This is a genomic window from Ardenticatenales bacterium (genome assembly GCA_020634515.1).
Lineage (GTDB): Bacteria > Chloroflexota > Anaerolineae > Promineifilales > Promineifilaceae > JAGVTM01.
The window spans coordinates 145994-164835 of record JACKBL010000001.1 but is presented as its reverse complement, the minus strand read 5'-3'; the positions used below and the strand labels follow the sequence as shown (position 1 = coordinate 164835).

Below are 18842 nucleotides of genomic sequence, written 5' to 3'. Positions count from 1 at the left end.
CATCCGTGCATGAGCTTCCGGGAAGATTATTTTCATAGGAGACGTCCTTATGACGCCAGAACAGATCGAACTTGCCCTGGAACGCATCCTGCCACGGGTTGTAAAGCCCGGGCGGTACACGGGCGGCGAGTACAACCAGGTGGTGAAGGATTGGCTGAACGTTGACTACAAAGTCGCCCTGGCCTTTCCTGACATTTATGACCTGGGCATGTCCAACCTGGGGCTGATGATTCTGTACGACATCGTGAACAAGCACCGCAACCTGCTGGCGGAGCGGGTCTATTCGCCCTGGGTGGACATGGAAGCGATCATGCGCGAGACGCATCTGCCGTTGTTCTCGCTGGAGACAAAGCACGCCATCCGTGAATTCGACATGCTGGCGATCAGCCTGCCGTATGAGCAGCTTTTCACGAATGCGCTAAACCTGATGGATTTGGCGGGGATGCCCGTGCGTGCATCGGAGCGGGATGAGTCGTATCCATTGGTGATTGCCGGCGGACACGCCTGCTACAATCCGGAGCCGATGGCTCCGTTTGTTGACGTGTTTGTGATTGGCGAAGGGGAGGAAGCGATTTTGCGCCTGATCGCCACGATGCGGGCGGCGCGCCACCTGGATCGGGAGACGCAATTGCGGCATATTGCCGGCATTGAAGGCTGCTACGTCCCCCGTTTTTACGATGTGGCCTATCATGAAGATGGCACGATTGCGCGCATCACGCCCACGGTCCCCGAAGCGCCCCCGCGCGTGCTGAAGACGATTGTGCCCGTGATGCCGCCGCCGGTGACGGATTTTATTGTGCCGTTTATTGAAACGGTCCACAACCGGGCGCCCATTGAGATTATGCGTGGTTGTACCAGGGGGTGTCGTTTTTGTCATGCCGGCATGATCACCCGACCCGTGCGTGAACGCCCCGTAGACGAAATCCTCGACGCCATGGAAATCATCCTGGAAAAAACCGGTTACGAAGAAGTCGCCCTCCTCTCCCTCTCCTCCAGCGACTACACCCACGTCCTTGAACTCACCGAACGCATCAACGAGCGCTTCGGCCACCTGGGGCTAAACATCTCCCTCCCCTCCCTGCGCATCGAAACCGTCTCCACCCGGTTGATGGACAACCTCGGCGACAGCAAACGCGGCGGCTTCACCCTGGCCCCCGAAGCCGCCACCGAACGTATGCGCAACATCATCAACAAATACGTCACCCACGAGGAACTGCTGGAAACGGCCCGCGAAATCTACCGCCGCGACTGGCGCACCATCAAACTCTACTTCATGATCGGCCATCCGCACGAAACGTTGGAAGACGTGCAGGCCATCGTTGACCTCTGCAAAGCCGTCCTCGCCGAAGGGCGCAAAATCCACGGGCGCAAAGCCAGCCTCAACGTAGGTGTCAGCACTTTCATTCCCAAGCCCCACACCCCTTTCCAGTGGGAGCCGATGGACACCCTGGACCAAATTGAGGCCAAACTCGCGCTGCTGCGGCGCGAAATGCGTGAAACCGGCCTGCGACTGCGCTGGAACGACCCGCAAGAATCGCTGTTTGAAGGGTATCTCAGCCGGGGCGACCGCCGCGTGGCGGCAGCCGTCGAACGGGCATGGCGCAATGGCGCCGTCTTCGACGCCTGGATGGACCGCTTCAATCGGGAAGCGTGGGAAACCGCTTTTGCCGCCGAAGGGCTGGATAGGGCCTTCTACACCCACCGCAAACGGCGCATTGACGAGGTTTTCCCCTGGGAACACATCGACGTGGCAGTGACGCGCCGCTTTCTGACGCAGGATTACCTGATGAGCCACGAAGGAGAAACGCGCATCGACTGCCGCGACCAATGTTTTGCCTGCGGCATTTTGCCCCGTCTGAAAGATTTGCGCCGCGAAACAGCCCCGGAAGCGTGGGAATGTCCCCCCGTGACGAAAATCTCGCACCGGTTGCGCGTACACTCAACATAAGCAGAATAGTCATTCTTTCCTTCTTTACCGGACCGCCGCGTTGGCATATAATTCAGCAACCTATGGTAGACTTAACAATGTCGCATACCCCGCGCAGCATCACAATGGTCGTCTGGGGAATGGTTCTGTTTGGTTGCGGCAACATCTGGCGCGCAATCAGTCTGGCCCGACAGAGCCTGTTGCTCGTGACGGCAGGCGCAACGCTTTCTCCCACGGCTCGTCTGATTGGGTCAGTTGTTTGGACCGTTGTGTTTGCGGCGCAAGCGTTTCTACTGTGGCGGCGACGCCCTGTTGTCCGCCGCGCAATCCCGCCGGTTATTCTGCTTTATGGCGCTTATCAATTAGGATTGGTTGTCTTCTTTGTGGCGTCACCGGCGGCCAAAAATGGATGGCTGGCGCAGTTGGTATTCTACGCAAGCGCCAGCTTGCTTGCCTACTGGCTACTGAACCGCCGCGCCACGGCCCATTTCTGGCGCGTGACGAACAAAACTCCGTGGTAGCTCTTTGGTCCCTCGCTAAAAGCCTGCCGGATTTCTCCCGCGCAGGGGAATGTCTACCGAGGAAACCTGGCAGGTTCACGCGAATAGTGTCACCCCTGGAAGCAGTAGGAACGTGGTGTGCCCGTAGTGCATCGCACCTGCCCCAGTGGCGCAGGTGAGCAAGGGTACATTCCGCCGTGGGGTGAGTGTTGATGCTCTCATGGGTGGGTGGGGAGGTGTTGTAATTCCTGGCCGCGCGCTGAGCGACAACTGGCGTGGTTTCCTTAAAATGTTGTACCAGTAGCAGATCGGGTGTTGGGGTGACGCAGTGATTGCTTTGTGCGCGGGTCACGTTGGGTGACTTTGCCCAAAGATGGCTGTCCGTTTCGCGGTTTTGACCATGAAAGCCCGCTCAACTCTCGTTTAACTAAAATGCCGGCAGCAGATCCCCGGGCCGCCCATTTCAAGCCCGGCTGGAAGCCTGCCTTTTATTGAAGAGGAACGTATGGCAAACAAGAAGATCGAGCAACTACGCCAGATGCGTATCGAATCCACACAAGGCGGCGGGGCGGATCGCATTGAGCGCCATCGCAAAGCAGGGAAAATGACCGCGCACGAGCGAATAGACATCCTGCTGGATCGCGGCTCATTCCACGAAATCGACATGTTTGTTGTCCATCGCGAGCGCAATTTTGGCATGGACGACCAGCAAATCCCTGGCGATAGCGTTGTCACCGGTTGGGGAACCATTGACGGGCGACCCGTTTACGTCTTCAGTCAGGACTTCACCGTCTTTGGGGGCAGCCTCAGCGAAGTACACGCGGAAAAAGTCTGCAAAATCATGGAAATGGCCATGCGTAATGGCGCCCCCCTCATCGGCATCAACGACTCTGGTGGCGCGCGCATCCAGGAAGGCGTCGTTAGCCTGGGTGGCTATGCGGACATCTTCCTGCGCAATACCCTGGCCTCCGGCGTCATTCCCCAGATAAGCGCCATCATGGGACCCTGCGCCGGTGGCGCCGTCTATTCCCCCGCGCTCACCGACTACATTTTCATGGTCAAAAACAGCAGTTACATGTTCGTTACCGGTCCGAACGTGGTGAAGGCCGTCACGGGAGAAGACGTGACCTTTGAGACGCTGGGTGGCGCCATGACGCACAACGAGACCAGCGGCGTGGCCCACATGGCCGCGGAATCGGAAGCGGAGTGCCTGATCAAAATACGCGAACTGCTCAGTTATTTGCCGGCAAACAACGCCGAAGACCCGCCCTTTAAGCCCACAAAGGATGACGCGCTACGCACGGAAGCGGCGCTGGACACGCTCGTGCCCGACAACCCGAACAAGCCATACGACATCAAAGACGTGATCAACCTGATTGTGGATGATGGCGTCTTCTACGAAATCCACGAGCATTTTGCGCCGAACGTCGTGGTCGGTTTTGCCCGTCTCGGCGGCTTCAGCGTGGGCATCATTGCCAATCAGCCCATGGTCCTGGCAGGCGTGCTGGACATCAATGCCAGCGAGAAAGCGGCCCGGTTTGTGCGCTTTTGCGACGCATTCAACATCCCCTTGATCGTGTTTGAGGACGTGCCCGGCTTCATGCCTGGGGTGAACCAGGAACACGGCGGCATTATTCGCAGCGGGGCCAAACTGCTGTACGCCTTCTGCGAAGCCACTGTGCCCAAGATCACAGTGGTCACGCGCAAGGCTTATGGCGGCGCGTACTGCGTGATGAACAGCAAGCATATCCGTGCCGACCTCAATCTGGCCTGGCCCACGGCGGAAATTGCCGTGATGGGACCAGATGGCGCGGTGAACATTATTTTCCGCCGCGAATTGGAAAGCGCGGAAGACCCCGTGGCGCGCAAGGCGGAACTGGTGCAGGATTATCGTGATCGTTTTGCCGACCCGTACACAGCGGCCAAGCGCGGTTTCGTGGATGATGTCATTGAGCCAAGCGAGACGCGCCCCCGCCTGATTAACGCGCTGAATATGTTGCAGAATAAGCGGGACAGCAATCCGCCAAAGAAGCATGGCAACATCCCCTTGTAGGCTTGAGCCGGAAGAAGAAGTTATGTTAGCAGACACGCTAAACCCCAAAAGATTTAACAAACTGCTGATCGCCAATCGCGGCGAGATCGCCATGCGCATTGTACGCGGCTGCCACGAGTTGGGCATTGAGACGGTTGCGGTGTATTCGGATGCGGACCGCAACGCGCCACACGTGCGCCACGCGGACGAGGCTTACCACATCGGCCCTCCGCCGGCGCGTGAGAGTTACCTGGTCATTGAAAAGCTGCTGGATGTGGCCCGCCGCAGTGGGGCGCAGGCGATCCATCCGGGCTACGGGTTCCTGGCGGAACGAGCGGAGTTTGCGCAGGCTTGCCTGGATGCGGGACTGGTGTTTGTGGGTCCGCCGCCGAAGGCTATCGCCATGATGGGGGATAAGCAAGTGGCGCGGGCGACGGTGACGGCGGCGGGCGTGCCCGTGGTGCCGGGAACGAAGCCGGGGCTGACGGATGACGAACTGGTGGAAGCGGTTCGGGAGATTGGTCTGCCTGTTTTGGTGAAGGCGGCGGCGGGCGGCGGGGGCAAGGGGATGCGCCCGGTGTACAACATGGAGGATTTGCCGGCAGCGCTGGGGGCGGCGCGGCGGGAGGCGGAAGCGGCCTTTGGCGATGGACGCATTTACGTGGAAAAGATGATCATGGAGGGCCGCCATATCGAGTTCCAGGTGTTGGCGGACATGCACGGCAACGTGATTCATCTGGGCGAACGGGAGTGTTCGCTGCAACGGCGGCATCAGAAGTTAATTGAAGAGTCGCCATCGGTCTTTGTGAATGAGGATTTGCGGCAGCGGATGGGGGCAGTGGCAGTGGCGGCGGCGAAATCGGTGGGGTATGTGAATGCCGGCACGGTCGAATTCCTCGTCGATAAAGAACGCAACTTCTATTTCCTGGAAATGAACACCCGCTTGCAAGTTGAACACCCCATCACCGAACTCGTCACCGGTGTGGATATCGTGCAGGAAATGCTGCGTATCGCTCGTGGACGTCGCCTGCGCCTGACGCAAGAAGATGTGAAAATGCGCGGCTGGGCCATTGAGTGCCGCATTAACGCCGAGGACCCGTACAACAACTTCCTCCCCTCCACGGGCACTATCACCACCAGTCGCCTGCCTACCGGGCCTGGCGTGCGCATTGACACCGGCGTGTTCCCCGGCTACCATGTCACACCCTACTACGACTCCATGATCAGCAAATTGATCTGCTATGGCGAATCACGCGGCGACGCCATTTTGCGGATGCGGCGGGCGCTGGAGGAGTATCGCATCATGGGCGTCAAGACCAACATCCCCTTCCATCAGCACATGATGGACAGCCACCGCTTCCTCTTTGGCACATTTGACACCCGCTTTGTGGAAGAGCGCTTCAGCATGGACGATCGGGAGGCGGACAAACATCTGGAAGCGGCCATCGTGGCGACGCTGATGGCGCACCAGCAGGGTCAGCAAGCGAGCCAGGTGGTGGCACATAATGGCAGCAGTACGAACCAATGGAAGCTACAGGGGCGTATGCAGCAATTGCGCCGCTACTAGTGCCGATATTCATCTTTCTGGAAGCGGACAAGGCTTCCAGGAAGGTCCGAAGCAGGCAACTACTGCCGCTCTCTGAAAATTGGTCCAATCTGGCTTAGCAGTTGCTGAAGAAGGCAGGCTATCAGATTCTCAACACGCGAGCATTGAATCGATGAAATACGTAACGATAGTTGGCGATAAGACTTTCAACATTGAAGTGGAACAGGCAGACCGCCTCATTATCGACGGGGAACCGTACCAGATTGACTTTCAGACGTTGGGCGAAGGGGGTCTGTTATCGTTGTTGGTGAATAACCATTCCGTGGAGGCGGCTATTGAACAACGAGAAGAGGCCTGGGAGGTTCTCATCCGGGGTGAATTGTATTCGGTCCAGGTGCAGGATGAACGGCTGTTGTTGTTGAATCAGGTGCAGGGAAAGACGGGCGGCGTCAAAGGGGAAATGACGGTGAAGTCTCCCATGCCGGGGATCATTGTGCGCGTGCCTGTGGCCGTGGGAGACACGGTGCAGAAAGGGGCCGCCGTGATTATCCTGGAGTCGATGAAAATGGAGAATGAGTTGAAGTCGCCGCGCGCCGGAAAGGTGAAGCGGGTTTTTGTGGAAAACGGGATGAGCGTGGAAAAAGACCAGCCGTTGGTGGTCGTGGGTGATCCCGATGAGGCGCAAGAGGATTGAGTATGGTCGAAAGCCCCCATCATCTGGAGGTGGAGGTCAAATTTCTGCTGCGGGATTTGCCGGCATTTCGCGCGCGTTTGATAGATGCCGGCATTCACCCACACCGCCCCCGCATCTACGAACACAACATCCGCTTTGACAACCCCTGGGACGGCCTCGCCCGCCACGGACGCCTGCTGCGCCTGCGCCAGGACAGCCGCGCTCGCCTCACTTACAAAGGCATCCCCCCTCAGGCCATCTCCTCCGAAGCCAAAATCCGCGAAGAACTAGAAATCGAAATCAGCGACCTGCCCACCACCTCCCTCATCTTGCAGCGCCTCGGCTTCTTCCCCCGCCAGATATACGAAAAATACCGCGAAACCTTTATCAGTCATGGCGTGGAGATCGTCCTCGACGAAATGCCCTTTGGCAACTTCGTGGAGCTGGAAGGAGAAGAAGCCGCCCTCAAACCCCTGGCCGCGGACCTGGGGCTTGATTGGGAAAAGCGCATCCTGGAAAACTACCTCGTGATCATGCTGCGCCTGCAAACAGAATACAACCTGCCCTTCGACGACCTCACCTTCGCCAACTTTGCCGGGCTGGACATCTCCGCTGCTGCCCTCTTCGTCCCTACCTGACGCCCCCATCCGTCATAAACGCGCATCGCTTCCCCCACCCGGAACGGGCGGCGGTGCGCGTGTTTTTGTTCATCCCACACCCAATTCCCTGGAGAATGACGATATGCTAGAGAAAGCACAACGCATAGCCGGCGAACTGATCCGTATTCGCCGCGACATTCATCAACACCCTGAGCTGAGCTTTCAGGAGTTCCGCACCGCCGCCCTGGTGGCGGACACCCTGCGCGAAATTGGTTTGCAGCCGCGCACCGGTGTGGGCCGCACTGGCGTGGTCGCGGAAATCGGCAGCGGCGACGGGCCTGTTATTGGCATTCGCGCGGACATGGATGCCCTGCCCATTTTGGAAAAAACGGGCCGACCCTATTCGTCCCAAAATGCCGGCGTGATGCACGCCTGCGGCCACGACGCCCACACGGCCATTTTGCTGGGCGTGGCCCATTTGCTCAAACAAAGCCAGGCGGAGGAGATGGATAAGTGGCGGGGCACGGTGCGCTTTCTCTTTCAACCGTCCGAAGAAGCGTTCGACGAGGATGGCGTCAGCGGAGCCACAGCCATGATCGCCGATGATGCCCTGGACGGATTGGACGCGGTGATTGCCCTGCATGTGGCCTCGGATCGGCCTGCCGGCCTCTGTTTCTTCCACGATGAGTACAGCCTGGCCGCGGTTGATTCGTTCCGCGCCTGGGTGCGCGGCGATGGAGGGCATGGCGCTTACCCGCACAATGGTTCTGATCCGATTCATATGTTGGGGTCGATTTTGCCGGCACTCTACGCCATCCCCTCCCGCCTCATCAACCCCCTGCGCCCCTGCGTCGTCAGCCTCGGCCACATCGAAGGCGGCTCCACCACCAACGTCATCCCCAACGAAGTCCTGCTCGAAGGCACCATCCGCTCCCACCACGACGATGTGCGCCAAAAGCTCTGGGCGGAAGTAGAAAACGCCCTCCGCCTCAGCACCCTCATGGGGGGGGCCTACGAGTTAAAAATTAACAAAGGCTACCCCGCCCTCTACAACGCGCCTCAAGTCAACGACTGGATGCGCCAGACAGCCCTTGATCTGGTCGGCGAAGACGACGTAACGGACATGGAATTTGGCATGGGCGCGGAAGATTTCGCCTATATGGCCCAGGCCGCCCAAGGCGCCATGTTCATGCTCGGCGCAGCCACACCGGATGGAGTCGTCCGCCATCACCATACGGACGTTTTCGACATCGACGAGAGCGTCATTCCCGTTGGTGCTGCCGTCCTCGCCGAAACCGCCCGCCGCTTTGTTACGGGGCAGTTGCCGTAAACACGCGCCACCACCTTCCCGGAAGCTGCTTTAACGCGAAATGGCTTGAGTCCGAGCTTCCGGGAAGGTTTCACAACCACCTTCCCGGAAGCTGTTTTAACGCGAAATGGCTTGAGTCCGAGCTTCCGGGAAGGTTTCACAACCACCTTCCCGGAAGCTGTTTTAACGCGAAGTGGCTTGAGCCACGAGCTTCCGGGAAGGTTTCACGAGGTCGTTACCACCTGTGAATCTGGTCACGCTCACCGAAATCACACACCAATACAGCGAACGAGTGCTGCTGCAACAGGCCGGCCTGCTCATCAACAGCGGTGACCGGATTGGGTTGATTGGCATCAATGGAAGTGGAAAGACGACACTGCTGCGCTTGATTGCCGGCATTGAATCCCCCAACCAGGGTAGCATCACCGTCTGGGGCGGGGTGCGCGTGCGCTACCTGTCCCAGGACCCACCCCTCGACGACAGCCTCACCGTCCTGGAAACCCTCTTCGCCAGCGACATCCCCCACATTCGCGTCCTGCGCCAATACGAGCAGGCCAGCCGCGCCCTCCAGCAAACCCCCCTGGACGCCGACCTGCAATCCCGCCTGGCCCACCTCGGCGACGAAATGACCCGCCTGCGCGGCTGGGAAGCGGAAGCCAGCGCCAAGGCCATCCTCACCCGCCTGGGCATCACCGAATTCGACGCCCGCCTGGGCACGCTCAGCGGCGGCCAGCGCAAGCGCGTGGCCCTGGCACAGGTCCTCATTGATCCCGGCGACCTGCTGCTCCTGGACGAACCCACCAACCACATCGACGCGGACACCATTGACTGGCTGGAAGGCTTCCTACGCGACATGAACGCCGCCCTCCTCATGGTCACGCACGACCGCTACTTCCTCGACCGCGTCGCCAACCGCATCGTGGAGATCGACCGCCGCGAACTCATCAACTATCCGGGCAACTACAGCAGATACCTGGAACTACACCAACTGCGGCACGAGACGCTCACCACCCAGGAAGAGAAGCGGCAGGCGCAGTTGCGGCGCGAATTGGAATGGCTGCGGCGGGGGGCGCAGGCGCGCAGCACCAAGCAGAAAGCGCGCAAGCAGCGTATCGAGGAGCTGCAACGCCTCGACTACGACGCGGGCGAACAGCGTGTGGCGATGGCTTTGGGTGGGCGACGGCTGGGCAAAAAGGTGCTGCAAGCCCACGGCCTACGCAAATCGTTTGCGGATTTGTGCCTGTTCGCGGATGTGGATTTTGAGTTGGTCCCTGGGGATCGCATTGGCTTGATTGGGCCGAATGGTGCCGGCAAAAGCACCTTCCTGGACATCCTCGCGGGCGAAATCGCCCCGGACGGCGGCGTGCTGGACTGGGGCGAAACGGTGCGTATCGGCTACTACGATCAGCACAGCCGCCACCTCCCCCGTGATCTCCGCGTCATTGATTACATCAACGAAGTAGCCCCCCTTATCCAGACCAACGATGGGGAGCGCGTGGAAGCGGCGCAAATGCTGGACTGGTTCCTCTTTCCCCGTCCGCAGCAGCGGGCCATCATTGATGCCCTCAGCGGCGGTGAAAAGCGGCGGCTGTATCTGTTAGGCGTGTTGGCTCGGCGTCCCAATGTCCTGCTGCTGGACGAACCAACGAACGATCTGGACATTCAGACGTTGCAAGTGCTGGAGCAGTTTTTGGACAACTTCCAGGGCTGCCTCATTGTGGTCAGCCACGATCGTTATTTCCTGGATCGCACGGTGGATTTCCTGGCAACGTTCGCCGATGGGGGGATGAGTACGCGCTATCCCGCTCCTTTTGCCGCGTATCAACGCGCCCGCGCTGCCGGCACGCTCCCCCCGGAACCTGCGCCCGTCAGGGGGGAAACACCGACGCGCTCCAGGACGGAAAATGCCGGCAAAACCGGCCCCACGTGGAAGGAAAGACAGGAACTGGCCGCCCTGGAAGAACGCATCGCCACCCTGGAAGCGGAGCAAGCGCGGCTGCAAGCGGCCATCAACGCCAGCGGCAGTGACTATCAGCAATTGACGCAACTGGCCGGGAAATATGCCGGCATCGAAGCGGAACTAGAAACCGCTCTCGAACGCTGGTTGGAATTGACCGCGGCGTTCGACAATAACCAGGGGCCTTGAGCGCGTTAGGGGACCGACGCGAAACCGTCAAAGACGACGAGCGTGCCGGCGGAAGCAGGATTCTTGGTGCCCGTCGCCCGAATTTCGATACTGTGTGCGCCCGGCGGCAAGTCCGCGACGACAACCGACTGCTGGAATAGCCAGGTTGGACTGTATGTATCTACCGTCGCCTGGTAGACGTCATCCACGTACAGCGCTGCTTCGCCGCAAACAGGACAAAACGCCGATAACCAGACGACGCGATCGCCGGTGACATTAAATGTAATGCCGGCATTCGCCCGCGTGGCCATCCGCAGCGTACCGCCGCTCGCCTGAGGCAATTCCATGCCGCTCCAGGAACCGTAGATCACAGCCGGACTGTCGTCATCTACCACTCCCCCCCCGCTCCCAAAGCCATCCAGACGCACCTCACTGCCCGTCGCATGGGGATTGCCCAGGCCAGAAGCCAGCACCACAACCGTGTGCGGCGTTGGCGTTAATCCGGTGTAAGTCACCGCCTCCTGACAACCGGCAGTTGGCGCATACAGATCCAATATCCCCTGGAACTGCCCGTCAATCAGCGGGTAGGCCAATCCTTGATCAGGCCCGCGGCAGACGAGCAAAGTCACGTAGTTGGATGGTTGCGTTGCGCGATAGACAATCCATTGACCGGCAGCATCCGCCGCGCGGAAACCGCCACCAAATGCGTCCGCGTCTTCGCCGCCGCGCCAACCATCATATTGCACGGCATAGCCATCATCTTGAACGAGTTGCCAGGACGCACCCACCATGAACACAGGCGCGGCGCCCGGCAAGTCCCGATTATGCTCCCATAATTGCCAGACCGTGTCTCCCCAGGCAGCCAATTGTGCGAAGAAGGGGTCTGTCTGCGCAATGTATGCTTCCGGTTCCCCAGAAGGAGGCGGGTTCCACAACGTTAGATTACCCGTCCCGTTGATCTCGTCGCGCAAGAACGTCACGTACTCGCGGCTGGTTGTCTGGTAGTAGAGGTAAACCTCCACCCGGTCTGCTCCAGGCAAGGCGATGCCATAGTCACTCAAGGTAACGGCGTCATATCCACCCGCATATTCCGCCGCCGTGAAGTAATCCGGCGCCGAGGAACCCATCCATGCCGGATCCACCAGCCGCGCGGCAGCCTCATCAATCAGAAAGCCGCGCGGCGGAATACGATTATCTTTGTCGCGGTGTGTACTCAAAGCCACGTGGAACGTCTTTTCTTCCCCCGTAAGGTCACTGGACAGATGAACTTCGTAGACCAACGCATCTACGTAAAACTCATGTTCCGCCAGGGGCGGGCTATCCGGTGAATAGGCCGGCGGTAAACCCTTCAATGTCCCCACGGTTTCATCATAGGGGTTGACTTCCCAAAGCAACGCTTCGCCGACATAGGCCCTGATGTTCACGAACATGCGGCGACCTTCGGGAAAGCCGGACAACAGTTTGTGGCCGGTTTGATTTTGCAGCCGGAATGAAACCTCGCCACTCCCCGGCTCATAAAGGAAGTCCGTGATGCCGGCAGCATCGTGCAGATTTTGCTGCGCGCGCGCTACACCGGCCAACAATGCATCCGGGTCTAACCCCAGGCCGGCATTCAGATCAAGCGTCAGTAATTCTGGCCCCTGATTGAGCAAAGCATCATTGACGCTGTCGTAATTGGGTGAACCGGGCACTGTGCTGGCCAATATGGCTGGCACCCACATATTGCCACCCGTCAGGTCGTGCTGAGGAACGCCACTCTGTGGGTGCTCAACACTTTCTACCGGGCGTAAGACAGCGCCATTCTTGTCAGCCCCCTTGCCGGGCATGTCCCGCAGGTGGCAATCCTGACAAGAGGCAATGACATCGCCGGGATGCGACGTATCGAAGATTTCCGGCGCAAACGGCCCCACACCTGGCGCGCCCCCCGCCTGCCCATAAGCGGAAAGCATGAACTCAGAGAAGGTGCGTTCCACGTGATAGTAGCTGTAAGCGGGCACTGTTTCGCTAGGCAACGGCTCTTGTGGGTTGGCGTTGAGGTTGAGCAGAACTGGATTGGAGACATCGTGGCAGGTGCTGCAAAAGTACTTGCTCTTGTGATAACGACTGTAAAGCATACCATGATTGGCCTCGGCATCAGCAAACGAGGCGCGTCTCAAGTTCTGATCGCTAACAAAGTACTGTCCGCCGCCATTTTCGATGTAGCCGGCCGGCGGCTGGTTGTTGACAAAAAATGATTGTCCGTTGAACAGGGTGATGTGGGCTGCTTCCACGCTATCCTGGAGATAGGTTTCCCATGCCGCGGCGCTGGATGGCATGTCGCTGGCGTCGGTTTCATCCCAATAGCCGGACCAGTCATCGCCTTCACGAGTGCCGGCATAAGTCGTATCAAAAAACGGATCGTACATCCGATGGCAAAATGTGCATTGCACAGCATCGAAATCCGCGTCGCTCAACAGCGACCCGTTAGTAGGATCGGACCGTCCGCCCAGCCATCCAATTGGCGTGTGGCAGCGCAGGCAAATGTCCGTGGCATTAGGTCCGCCCACAGCCCACACGGCGTCTTGCGCCGCGACGGTGGTAGCAGGCCAAAACAAAAAGTCGCGCAAGGCTTGCGCCATCATCGAACCTGACCAATTGCGCCACGGTTCGACGACCGGATCGTAATCACCATGACAATTGTAGCATTGGTCTGAATTTGGCAGATACACGTTCTGTTCCGGCTGCGTGCCTGGCATACGAACCAGGGGATCTTCGCTTACGGGAACCGGCTCCCAGGCATAGGTCACAGCCGTGGCAGTCAGGCCGAGTAACAACAACAAGAAGACAAAGGCTTTCTTCGCACTCATGAGGGGACCTCCCAGCTAGCGCCCGGTTCAAACGAGCAGGAGAAATAACTTGACGGGGGGACAACGGTGGAAAGCACATTTCCCATATTCTCGCACCGTAAAGGATGAGGAATGGCTGTGCAACTGACGGATGTCATGATTTTCCCATGACATTTGAGAGGATTAGAGTACACGGCATGGCAGCGGTTACTTGTAACTACTAACGCGCTCTGGAGATTGGACCAATTTGACCTGGCGGTTAGGGTTACTTTCCATTGGGACTGAACTTATTCCCGGTGCGTGACGTTTGTCAGGCGGGGGCGTGGCATTTGGCGTTGCCTCATTTTCCCACTCTCTACTACAATAGCCTCGATAATTCTTGCGCCGTGCGTTCTTCGCGCCGGGCGCGCCACGGCGCCAACGCACCTGAAGGATAAGATGATGACGTTAGAAGAGCAGAAACAGCAGTGGGAGCAGGAAACTTTGCAGCCGGTGTTACGGCGTTTCCCTGAGCGGAAAGAGTCGTTTGAGACACGTGCCGGCATTTCCGTCAACCGCCTTTACCTCCCCCCCGACCCCGACCCCGACTACGCCGACAAACTTGGCTTTCCCGGTGAATACCCCTTCACCCGCGGCGTCCAACCCACCATGTACCGCGGGCGATTCTGGACCATGCGCCAGTATGCCGGCTTCGGCACCGCCGCCGAATCCAACGAACGCTACAAATACCTCCTCAGCCGCGGCCAGATGGGCCTCTCCGTCGCTTTCGACCTGCCCACGCAAATCGGCTACGACGCCGACGACCCCATGGCCATGGGGGAAGTGGGCAAAGTGGGCGTGAGCATTTCCAGCTTGCAGGACATGTGTACGCTGCTGGACGGCATTCCCCTGGACAGGGTGAGCATTAGCATGACGATTAACGCGCCTGCCGGCATTCTCCTGGCCATGGTCCTGGCCGTGGCGCGGCAACAAGGCGTCCCCTTCACCAAACTACGCGGCACCATCCAAAACGACATCCTCAAGGAGTACCTGGCGCGCGGAACCTACATCTTCCCCCCGCGCCCCTCCATGCGCCTGATCACCGACATCTTCGACTACTGCGCCCGCGAAGTCCCCCGCTGGAACACCATTTCCGTCTCCGGCTACCACATCCGCGAAGCCGGCAGCACCGCCGCGCAAGAGGTCGCCTTCACCCTCGGCGACGGCATCGCCTACGTGCAGGCCGCCCTCGATGCCGGCCTGGATGTGGATGACTTCGCCGACCAGATTTCCTTCTTCTTCAACGTCCACAACAACTTCCTGGAGGAAGTCGCCAAGTTCCGCGCCGCCCGCCGCCTCTGGGCCAAAATCATGCGCCACCGCTTTGGGGCCAAAAATCCCAAAAGCTGGCAGTTACGCTTCCACACGCAAACGGCCGGCAGCACGCTCACGGCGCAGCAGCCGGAAAACAACATCGTCCGCGTCACCACGCAGGCGCTGGCCGCCGTTCTGGGCGGCACGCAAAGCCTGCACACCAACAGCATGGATGAGGCCCTGGGGTTGCCCACGGAGCAGGCGGTGCGCGTGGCCCTGCGCACGCAGCAGATCATCGCCAACGAAAGCGGCGCCGCCGACACGGTGGACCCACTGGCCGGTTCTTATTTCATTGAATATCTCACGGATGAGTTGGAGAATCGGGCGGCGGCGTATTTGCGCGACATTGACGAGATGGGAGGGATGCTAACGGCGATTGAGTCCGGCTACGCCCATCACGAAATCGAAGACGCGGCTTATCAGTTTCAGCGGGATATGGAATGCCGGCAAGAAATCGTCGTCGGCGTCAATGAATTCGTGGAAGCGGAAACGCACACGCCACAAATCCTGCGCATCGACCCCGCCGTGGAAGCCGAACAGCGGGCGCGTCTGGCCCAGTTGCGCGCCAGCCGCGACCAGGAGCGCGTCACCGCCCTCCGCGCCGACCTGCGCGCCGCCGCCGAATCCGACCAAAACCTGATGCCCCACTTCCTCGCCTGCGTGGAAAACAACGTCACCCTGGGCGAAATCTGCCACACCCTACGCGACCTGTGGGGAGAATACCGGCCCAATCAGTAACCCAAAAACCGGGTTTTTCCAAAAAACCCGGTTTTTCCCGGTTTCAAAAAACCCGGTTTTTCCGGTTTTTCCCGCCTACAGATCAACCGCGTCCACCACCCCCACGATCACGGCGCGCACGGGCGCAACCTTGCGCCCCAAAATCTGGCGCGCGCCATTCCCCTCATCCAGCACCAAAACGCGATCCCCCACCCCCGCCTGCACCACATCCACGCAAATATCATACTCCCCCGTGGGCTGTCCATCCAGCCCCAGGCGGTCCACCAGTAACAGCTTGCGCCCAAAAAAGGCCTCATGCTTAATCGTCGCCACCACCGTGCCTGTCACTTCGCCAATGTACATTCTTCTCCACTCAAAGTAGTGTGCCGTCAAGCATAAAACGATGGAAACGCGCCGTAGGACAAGACGCTGTCTTGTCCGGTCAATTCAGCGAATTGACCCATGGTTTCCCATCAAAATACCCTTGACATGATAGTAGTACACTTCAATTGAAAGATGATTTCCTTCCGTAACCCGTTAACACTTCGTGCCTGATTGAGGAGATGAACACAATTAAAGCGCAGATTTGACCAAATAACCGTTAGTAGTTACACGGGCGGTTACTAAGCGGAAACTTGGCTTCTGTAAGTTCGTTGAAAATGTCACGTCCTCTTCTTGTGATTTTGCCCGATATAACTCTTTTCCAACATGTAAATCGCCGTGCGTTTTGTTGCCTATGAAACGCATTGTAAAGATGTTACTGAGGGTCGTTACGATGAGATCGGGGTGCTTGCTAATCAACAATTTAAGGCGGTTAGTGAAGTCCTTACTGGACTCTGGCGTTTTTGGGAGTGGAGGCTTCAGCCGGCCCACATATGGGGTTTGACCCGGCTAAAGCCTCGACTCCGATCACCATATGTGGATTTCGCCAGACTCGAGGTCCTTATATGGATTGTGGTGGCTGCTCACTATATTTCTTCGTCTCCTTTCCAACTCTACTCATATTTAACCCCCATTGGATTCAAATACTCGCCGCGCAACATTATTCAAAATGTGGGAGGAATGGCTATTTTTCTATGAGGAACAAAAACTCGCGGTTAGGGGTTTCAATATCTCGTAGCCACTCATGTGTCCATTTCATACCGGTCATGACGTTGCTTTTGTAATCAATTTCCAGGACTTGAAGCAGTTTGCCATTACGGGAAATGACATTATTAAGCTCTTCAGCAGTAGCCCGTCCTCCCGAACTATACGACAGGATTATCCAGCGTGCCTGGATATGACGAATGAGTCTTTCGATTGCGCTGACCGCAATGTATTTTCCTTGCTCGTCCTGACGGAATTCCTCGAAGATAGACGCAGAAACTTTGTCAGAGGAGTCTTTCCGCCGCTTCGCTTTTCCGAACAATTCCGGCTCATCAAACAGACATACACTTGTCCAAATATGGTAATACGAAGCGTAACGCACCCGTGAAGGAGGCATTTTGTCATTATTTGAACCATAGGGTGGGTCAAGATAGGCAATATCCACGGCAATATACGGCAGCAACTCGAATACATCTTTGCGAAAGACTTGGTGTTCGCAAGGCGTTGAGAAAATTGCCGGCACTTTGAGCAGCAAGTTGTTATACGAACGCGGAGACCAATCCCGGAGATAGGATACAAAATGCCCGAGCGTATTGTCCACCTGATCTAGCGCCAACATCAAGCTGGAAAGTGCAACTGCTTTGTCTATAACATCAAGGTTAAGCGCCTCTATTTCTTGTCGAATACCATCGAGTTTCCGTGTATTATGAATTTGCCAGGGTTTCTTCAGCCCGTCTTGCTGCAAAGCACGCCCGCCATTCGCAAAACCCCCATAGTGCTGTGTAAACCATCCATCAATGGGAGCCACCGCATTCAAATGATCAATCAACGGCTGGTAATCCTCGGGCTTTTTTTTGCTGCATAAGTAGGCATAGCCAAACATTTCGGACCAGACAGCGATGTCATTGCAAACAACCTGGTACCCAAGTTTTGCGAATGCCTGCGAAACACGTGTTGTTCCTGAAAACGCATCTAGTAAGGTTCTGGCTTCAACCTGCCTGGCAAGTTGCAGAATATGTGGGATGAGTTTCAATTTCGATCCAGCATACTTGATACCCTCGGTAGGTATATCCGGCGCGAAATCTTCAAACAAGGCGGGTTGGTACATCGCTTTTCCCCGAAGATTGGTTCATTCCCGGTAATTGCTAAGCCAGATTGGACCAATTTTTTCCGGTGAAAATGGCCATTGAGCACGTGGAATTGGTCCAATCTCCAGAGAGCTTTAGTATTACCATTCCGGGAGAATGAACCAATCTGAAAACTGGTTTCCGCCTTCCGCCCCCTACCGTTGCGCCAACATGACATCGTCCACGATGCCCACGATGGCGTGGTCCACGGGGACGAAGGTGATGGGCAGGGCCTGGGCGGCTTCGCGGCTGCCGACGATAAAGACAAGTTCGTCGGGGCCGGCCTGGGCGGTGGCGTCGGCGGCCACCACCGGCTCGCCCGTGGGCTGGCGCTGTTTGTTGAGGGGTTGAACGATGAGGAATTTGATGCCGCGCAGCCCGTCGTACTGCTGCGTGGCGACCACGGTTCCAATGACGCGCGCGAGTTGCATAGTCAGGCCTGGTTCCAGTCGAAATGGCCGCCGAAGCGGCCGAGATGGACGTTGGGGCGCATGTCGGGGTGGAGTTGGGAGATGACGACCTGGCGCAGCAGGTGTGGTTGGGCGGCGGTGGCGGCGATCTCCACGGCGGCTTCTACGTCGGAGACGAGGCCGGTGAAGAAGACGAGGCCTTTGCCGCCAAGACCATCGGCCAGGCGGATTTGAATGAGGTCAACTTCGGCGCCTTTGATGCCGGCATCTCCCGCCCCAATCGCCGCCGCTACCGCCACCGTTTCCACAATCCCCAACGCATCCCCTGCCGGCACCTGGCGTTGCCCACCCAGCGCCCGCACCACGTCGGGATGCACATTGGGCAAAAACACCTGGTCCCGCAGCGTCTCCCGCCCCATTTCTTGCCCTGCCTTCACTGCCTCCTCCACGGAAGCCACATCCCCCGTCACCAGCACGAGGTAATGGCCGGGCTGCACGGTTCCCGTCTGGATGGCGGCCACGGGCGCATGTTTGACCATCGCATCACCAGCGGCAATGCCGGCAGCAATACTACTAAACTCCAGAAGAGCCAGGGCGGGAAAATCCATAAAAC

14 protein-coding genes are annotated in these 18842 nt (G+C 58.2%); 9 read left to right on the top strand and 5 right to left on the bottom strand.

The genetic code is table 11. The features are described from left to right. The first annotated feature begins 49 nt into the window (after positions 1–49). From H6650_00665 to H6650_00630, 8 genes are all read left to right on the top strand, one after another. Complete coding sequence (locus tag H6650_00665; GenBank protein MCB8950501.1) at positions 50–1948, top strand: TIGR03960 family B12-binding radical SAM protein; 1899 nt, start codon at positions 50–52, stop codon at positions 1946–1948. Positions 1949–2010: 62 nt separating this feature from the next. Further along, entirely contained in the window at positions 2011–2448 is a 438-nt protein-coding gene (locus H6650_00660) for a hypothetical protein (GenBank protein MCB8950500.1), read from the top strand. A 484-nt stretch (positions 2449–2932) separates the two neighbouring features. Beyond that, complete coding sequence (locus H6650_00655; GenBank protein MCB8950499.1) at positions 2933–4480, top strand: acyl-CoA carboxylase subunit beta; 1548 nt, start codon at positions 2933–2935, stop codon at positions 4478–4480. A 22-nt stretch (positions 4481–4502) separates the two neighbouring features. Further along, complete coding sequence (gene accC, locus H6650_00650; protein MCB8950498.1) at positions 4503–6026, top strand: acetyl-CoA carboxylase biotin carboxylase subunit; 1524 nt, start codon at positions 4503–4505, stop codon at positions 6024–6026. A 151-nt stretch (positions 6027–6177) separates the two neighbouring features. Further along, complete coding sequence (locus H6650_00645; GenBank protein ID MCB8950497.1) at positions 6178–6699, top strand: biotin/lipoyl-binding protein; 522 nt, start codon at positions 6178–6180, stop codon at positions 6697–6699. Positions 6700–6701: 2 nt separating this feature from the next. Beyond that, positions 6702–7316 carry a class IV adenylate cyclase gene (locus tag H6650_00640; GenBank protein MCB8950496.1) on the top strand — a complete coding sequence of 205 codons (615 nt, stop codon included), beginning with the start codon at positions 6702–6704 and terminating at the stop codon, positions 7314–7316. A gap of 103 nt (positions 7317–7419) precedes the next feature. Further along, positions 7420–8607 carry an amidohydrolase gene (locus H6650_00635; protein MCB8950495.1) on the top strand — a complete coding sequence of 396 codons (1188 nt, stop codon included), beginning with the start codon at positions 7420–7422 and terminating at the stop codon, positions 8605–8607. A gap of 223 nt (positions 8608–8830) precedes the next feature. Beyond that, positions 8831–10732, top strand: coding sequence for an ABC-F family ATP-binding cassette domain-containing protein (locus H6650_00630; protein ID MCB8950494.1), 1902 nt, complete (start codon positions 8831–8833; stop codon positions 10730–10732). Between the two features lie 5 nt (positions 10733–10737). Here the strand turns inward: H6650_00630 and H6650_00625 are convergent, their stop codons facing one another. Continuing rightward, a complete protein-coding gene (locus tag H6650_00625; protein ID MCB8950493.1) occupies positions 10738–13557 on the bottom strand; it encodes a hypothetical protein in 2820 nt (939 codons plus the stop codon). 417 nt (positions 13558–13974) lie between these two features. Between H6650_00625 and H6650_00620 the strand changes: the two genes are divergently transcribed. Further along, positions 13975–15627 (top strand): methylmalonyl-CoA mutase family protein, encoded by a 1653-nt coding sequence (locus H6650_00620; GenBank protein MCB8950492.1) that lies wholly within the window; start codon positions 13975–13977, stop codon positions 15625–15627. Positions 15628–15702: 75 nt separating this feature from the next. On the opposite strand, the gene H6650_00615 is transcribed toward H6650_00620, so the two are convergent. The 4 genes from H6650_00615 to H6650_00600 all read right to left on the bottom strand — a co-directional run bounded on the left by H6650_00615 (position 15703) and on the right by H6650_00600 (position 18837). Beyond that, the gene (locus tag H6650_00615; protein MCB8950491.1) at positions 15703–15969 is read right to left on the bottom strand and encodes a EutN/CcmL family microcompartment protein; all 267 of its coding nucleotides are present in this window, start codon (positions 15967–15969) and stop codon (positions 15703–15705) included. A 703-nt stretch (positions 15970–16672) separates the two neighbouring features. Continuing rightward, positions 16673–17800, bottom strand: coding sequence for a DNA adenine methylase (locus H6650_00610; protein MCB8950490.1), 1128 nt, complete (start codon positions 17798–17800; stop codon positions 16673–16675). 174 nt (positions 17801–17974) lie between these two features. Further along, the gene (locus H6650_00605; protein ID MCB8950489.1) at positions 17975–18250 is read right to left on the bottom strand and encodes a EutN/CcmL family microcompartment protein; all 276 of its coding nucleotides are present in this window, start codon (positions 18248–18250) and stop codon (positions 17975–17977) included. A gap of 2 nt (positions 18251–18252) precedes the next feature. Continuing rightward, positions 18253–18837, bottom strand: coding sequence for a BMC domain-containing protein (locus tag H6650_00600; protein MCB8950488.1), 585 nt, complete (start codon positions 18835–18837; stop codon positions 18253–18255). Positions 18838–18842: the final 5 nt, after the last annotated feature.

What these genes read in the sequence shown, in the direction of transcription:
- H6650_00665 (MCB8950501.1), top strand. Translation starts at nt 50, where the DNA reads ATGACGCCAGAACAGATCGAACTTGCCCTGGAACGCATCCTGCCACGG.
- H6650_00660 (MCB8950500.1), top strand. Translation starts at nt 2,011, where the DNA reads ATGGTAGACTTAACAATGTCGCATACCCCGCGCAGCATCACAATGGTC.
- H6650_00655 (MCB8950499.1), top strand. Translation starts at nt 2,933, where the DNA reads ATGGCAAACAAGAAGATCGAGCAACTACGCCAGATGCGTATCGAATCC.
- accC (MCB8950498.1), top strand. Translation starts at nt 4,503, where the DNA reads ATGTTAGCAGACACGCTAAACCCCAAAAGATTTAACAAACTGCTGATC.
- H6650_00645 (MCB8950497.1), top strand. Translation starts at nt 6,178, where the DNA reads ATGAAATACGTAACGATAGTTGGCGATAAGACTTTCAACATTGAAGTG.
- H6650_00640 (MCB8950496.1), top strand. Translation starts at nt 6,702, where the DNA reads ATGGTCGAAAGCCCCCATCATCTGGAGGTGGAGGTCAAATTTCTGCTG.
- H6650_00635 (MCB8950495.1), top strand. Translation starts at nt 7,420, where the DNA reads ATGCTAGAGAAAGCACAACGCATAGCCGGCGAACTGATCCGTATTCGC.
- H6650_00625 (MCB8950493.1), bottom strand. Translation starts at nt 13,557, where the DNA reads ATGAGTGCGAAGAAAGCCTTTGTCTTCTTGTTGTTGTTACTCGGCCTG.
- H6650_00620 (MCB8950492.1), top strand. Translation starts at nt 13,975, where the DNA reads ATGATGACGTTAGAAGAGCAGAAACAGCAGTGGGAGCAGGAAACTTTG.
- H6650_00615 (MCB8950491.1), bottom strand. Translation starts at nt 15,969, where the DNA reads ATGTACATTGGCGAAGTGACAGGCACGGTGGTGGCGACGATTAAGCAT.
- H6650_00610 (MCB8950490.1), bottom strand. Translation starts at nt 17,800, where the DNA reads ATGTACCAACCCGCCTTGTTTGAAGATTTCGCGCCGGATATACCTACC.
- H6650_00605 (MCB8950489.1), bottom strand. Translation starts at nt 18,250, where the DNA reads ATGCAACTCGCGCGCGTCATTGGAACCGTGGTCGCCACGCAGCAGTAC.
- H6650_00600 (MCB8950488.1), bottom strand. Translation starts at nt 18,837, where the DNA reads ATGGATTTTCCCGCCCTGGCTCTTCTGGAGTTTAGTAGTATTGCTGCC.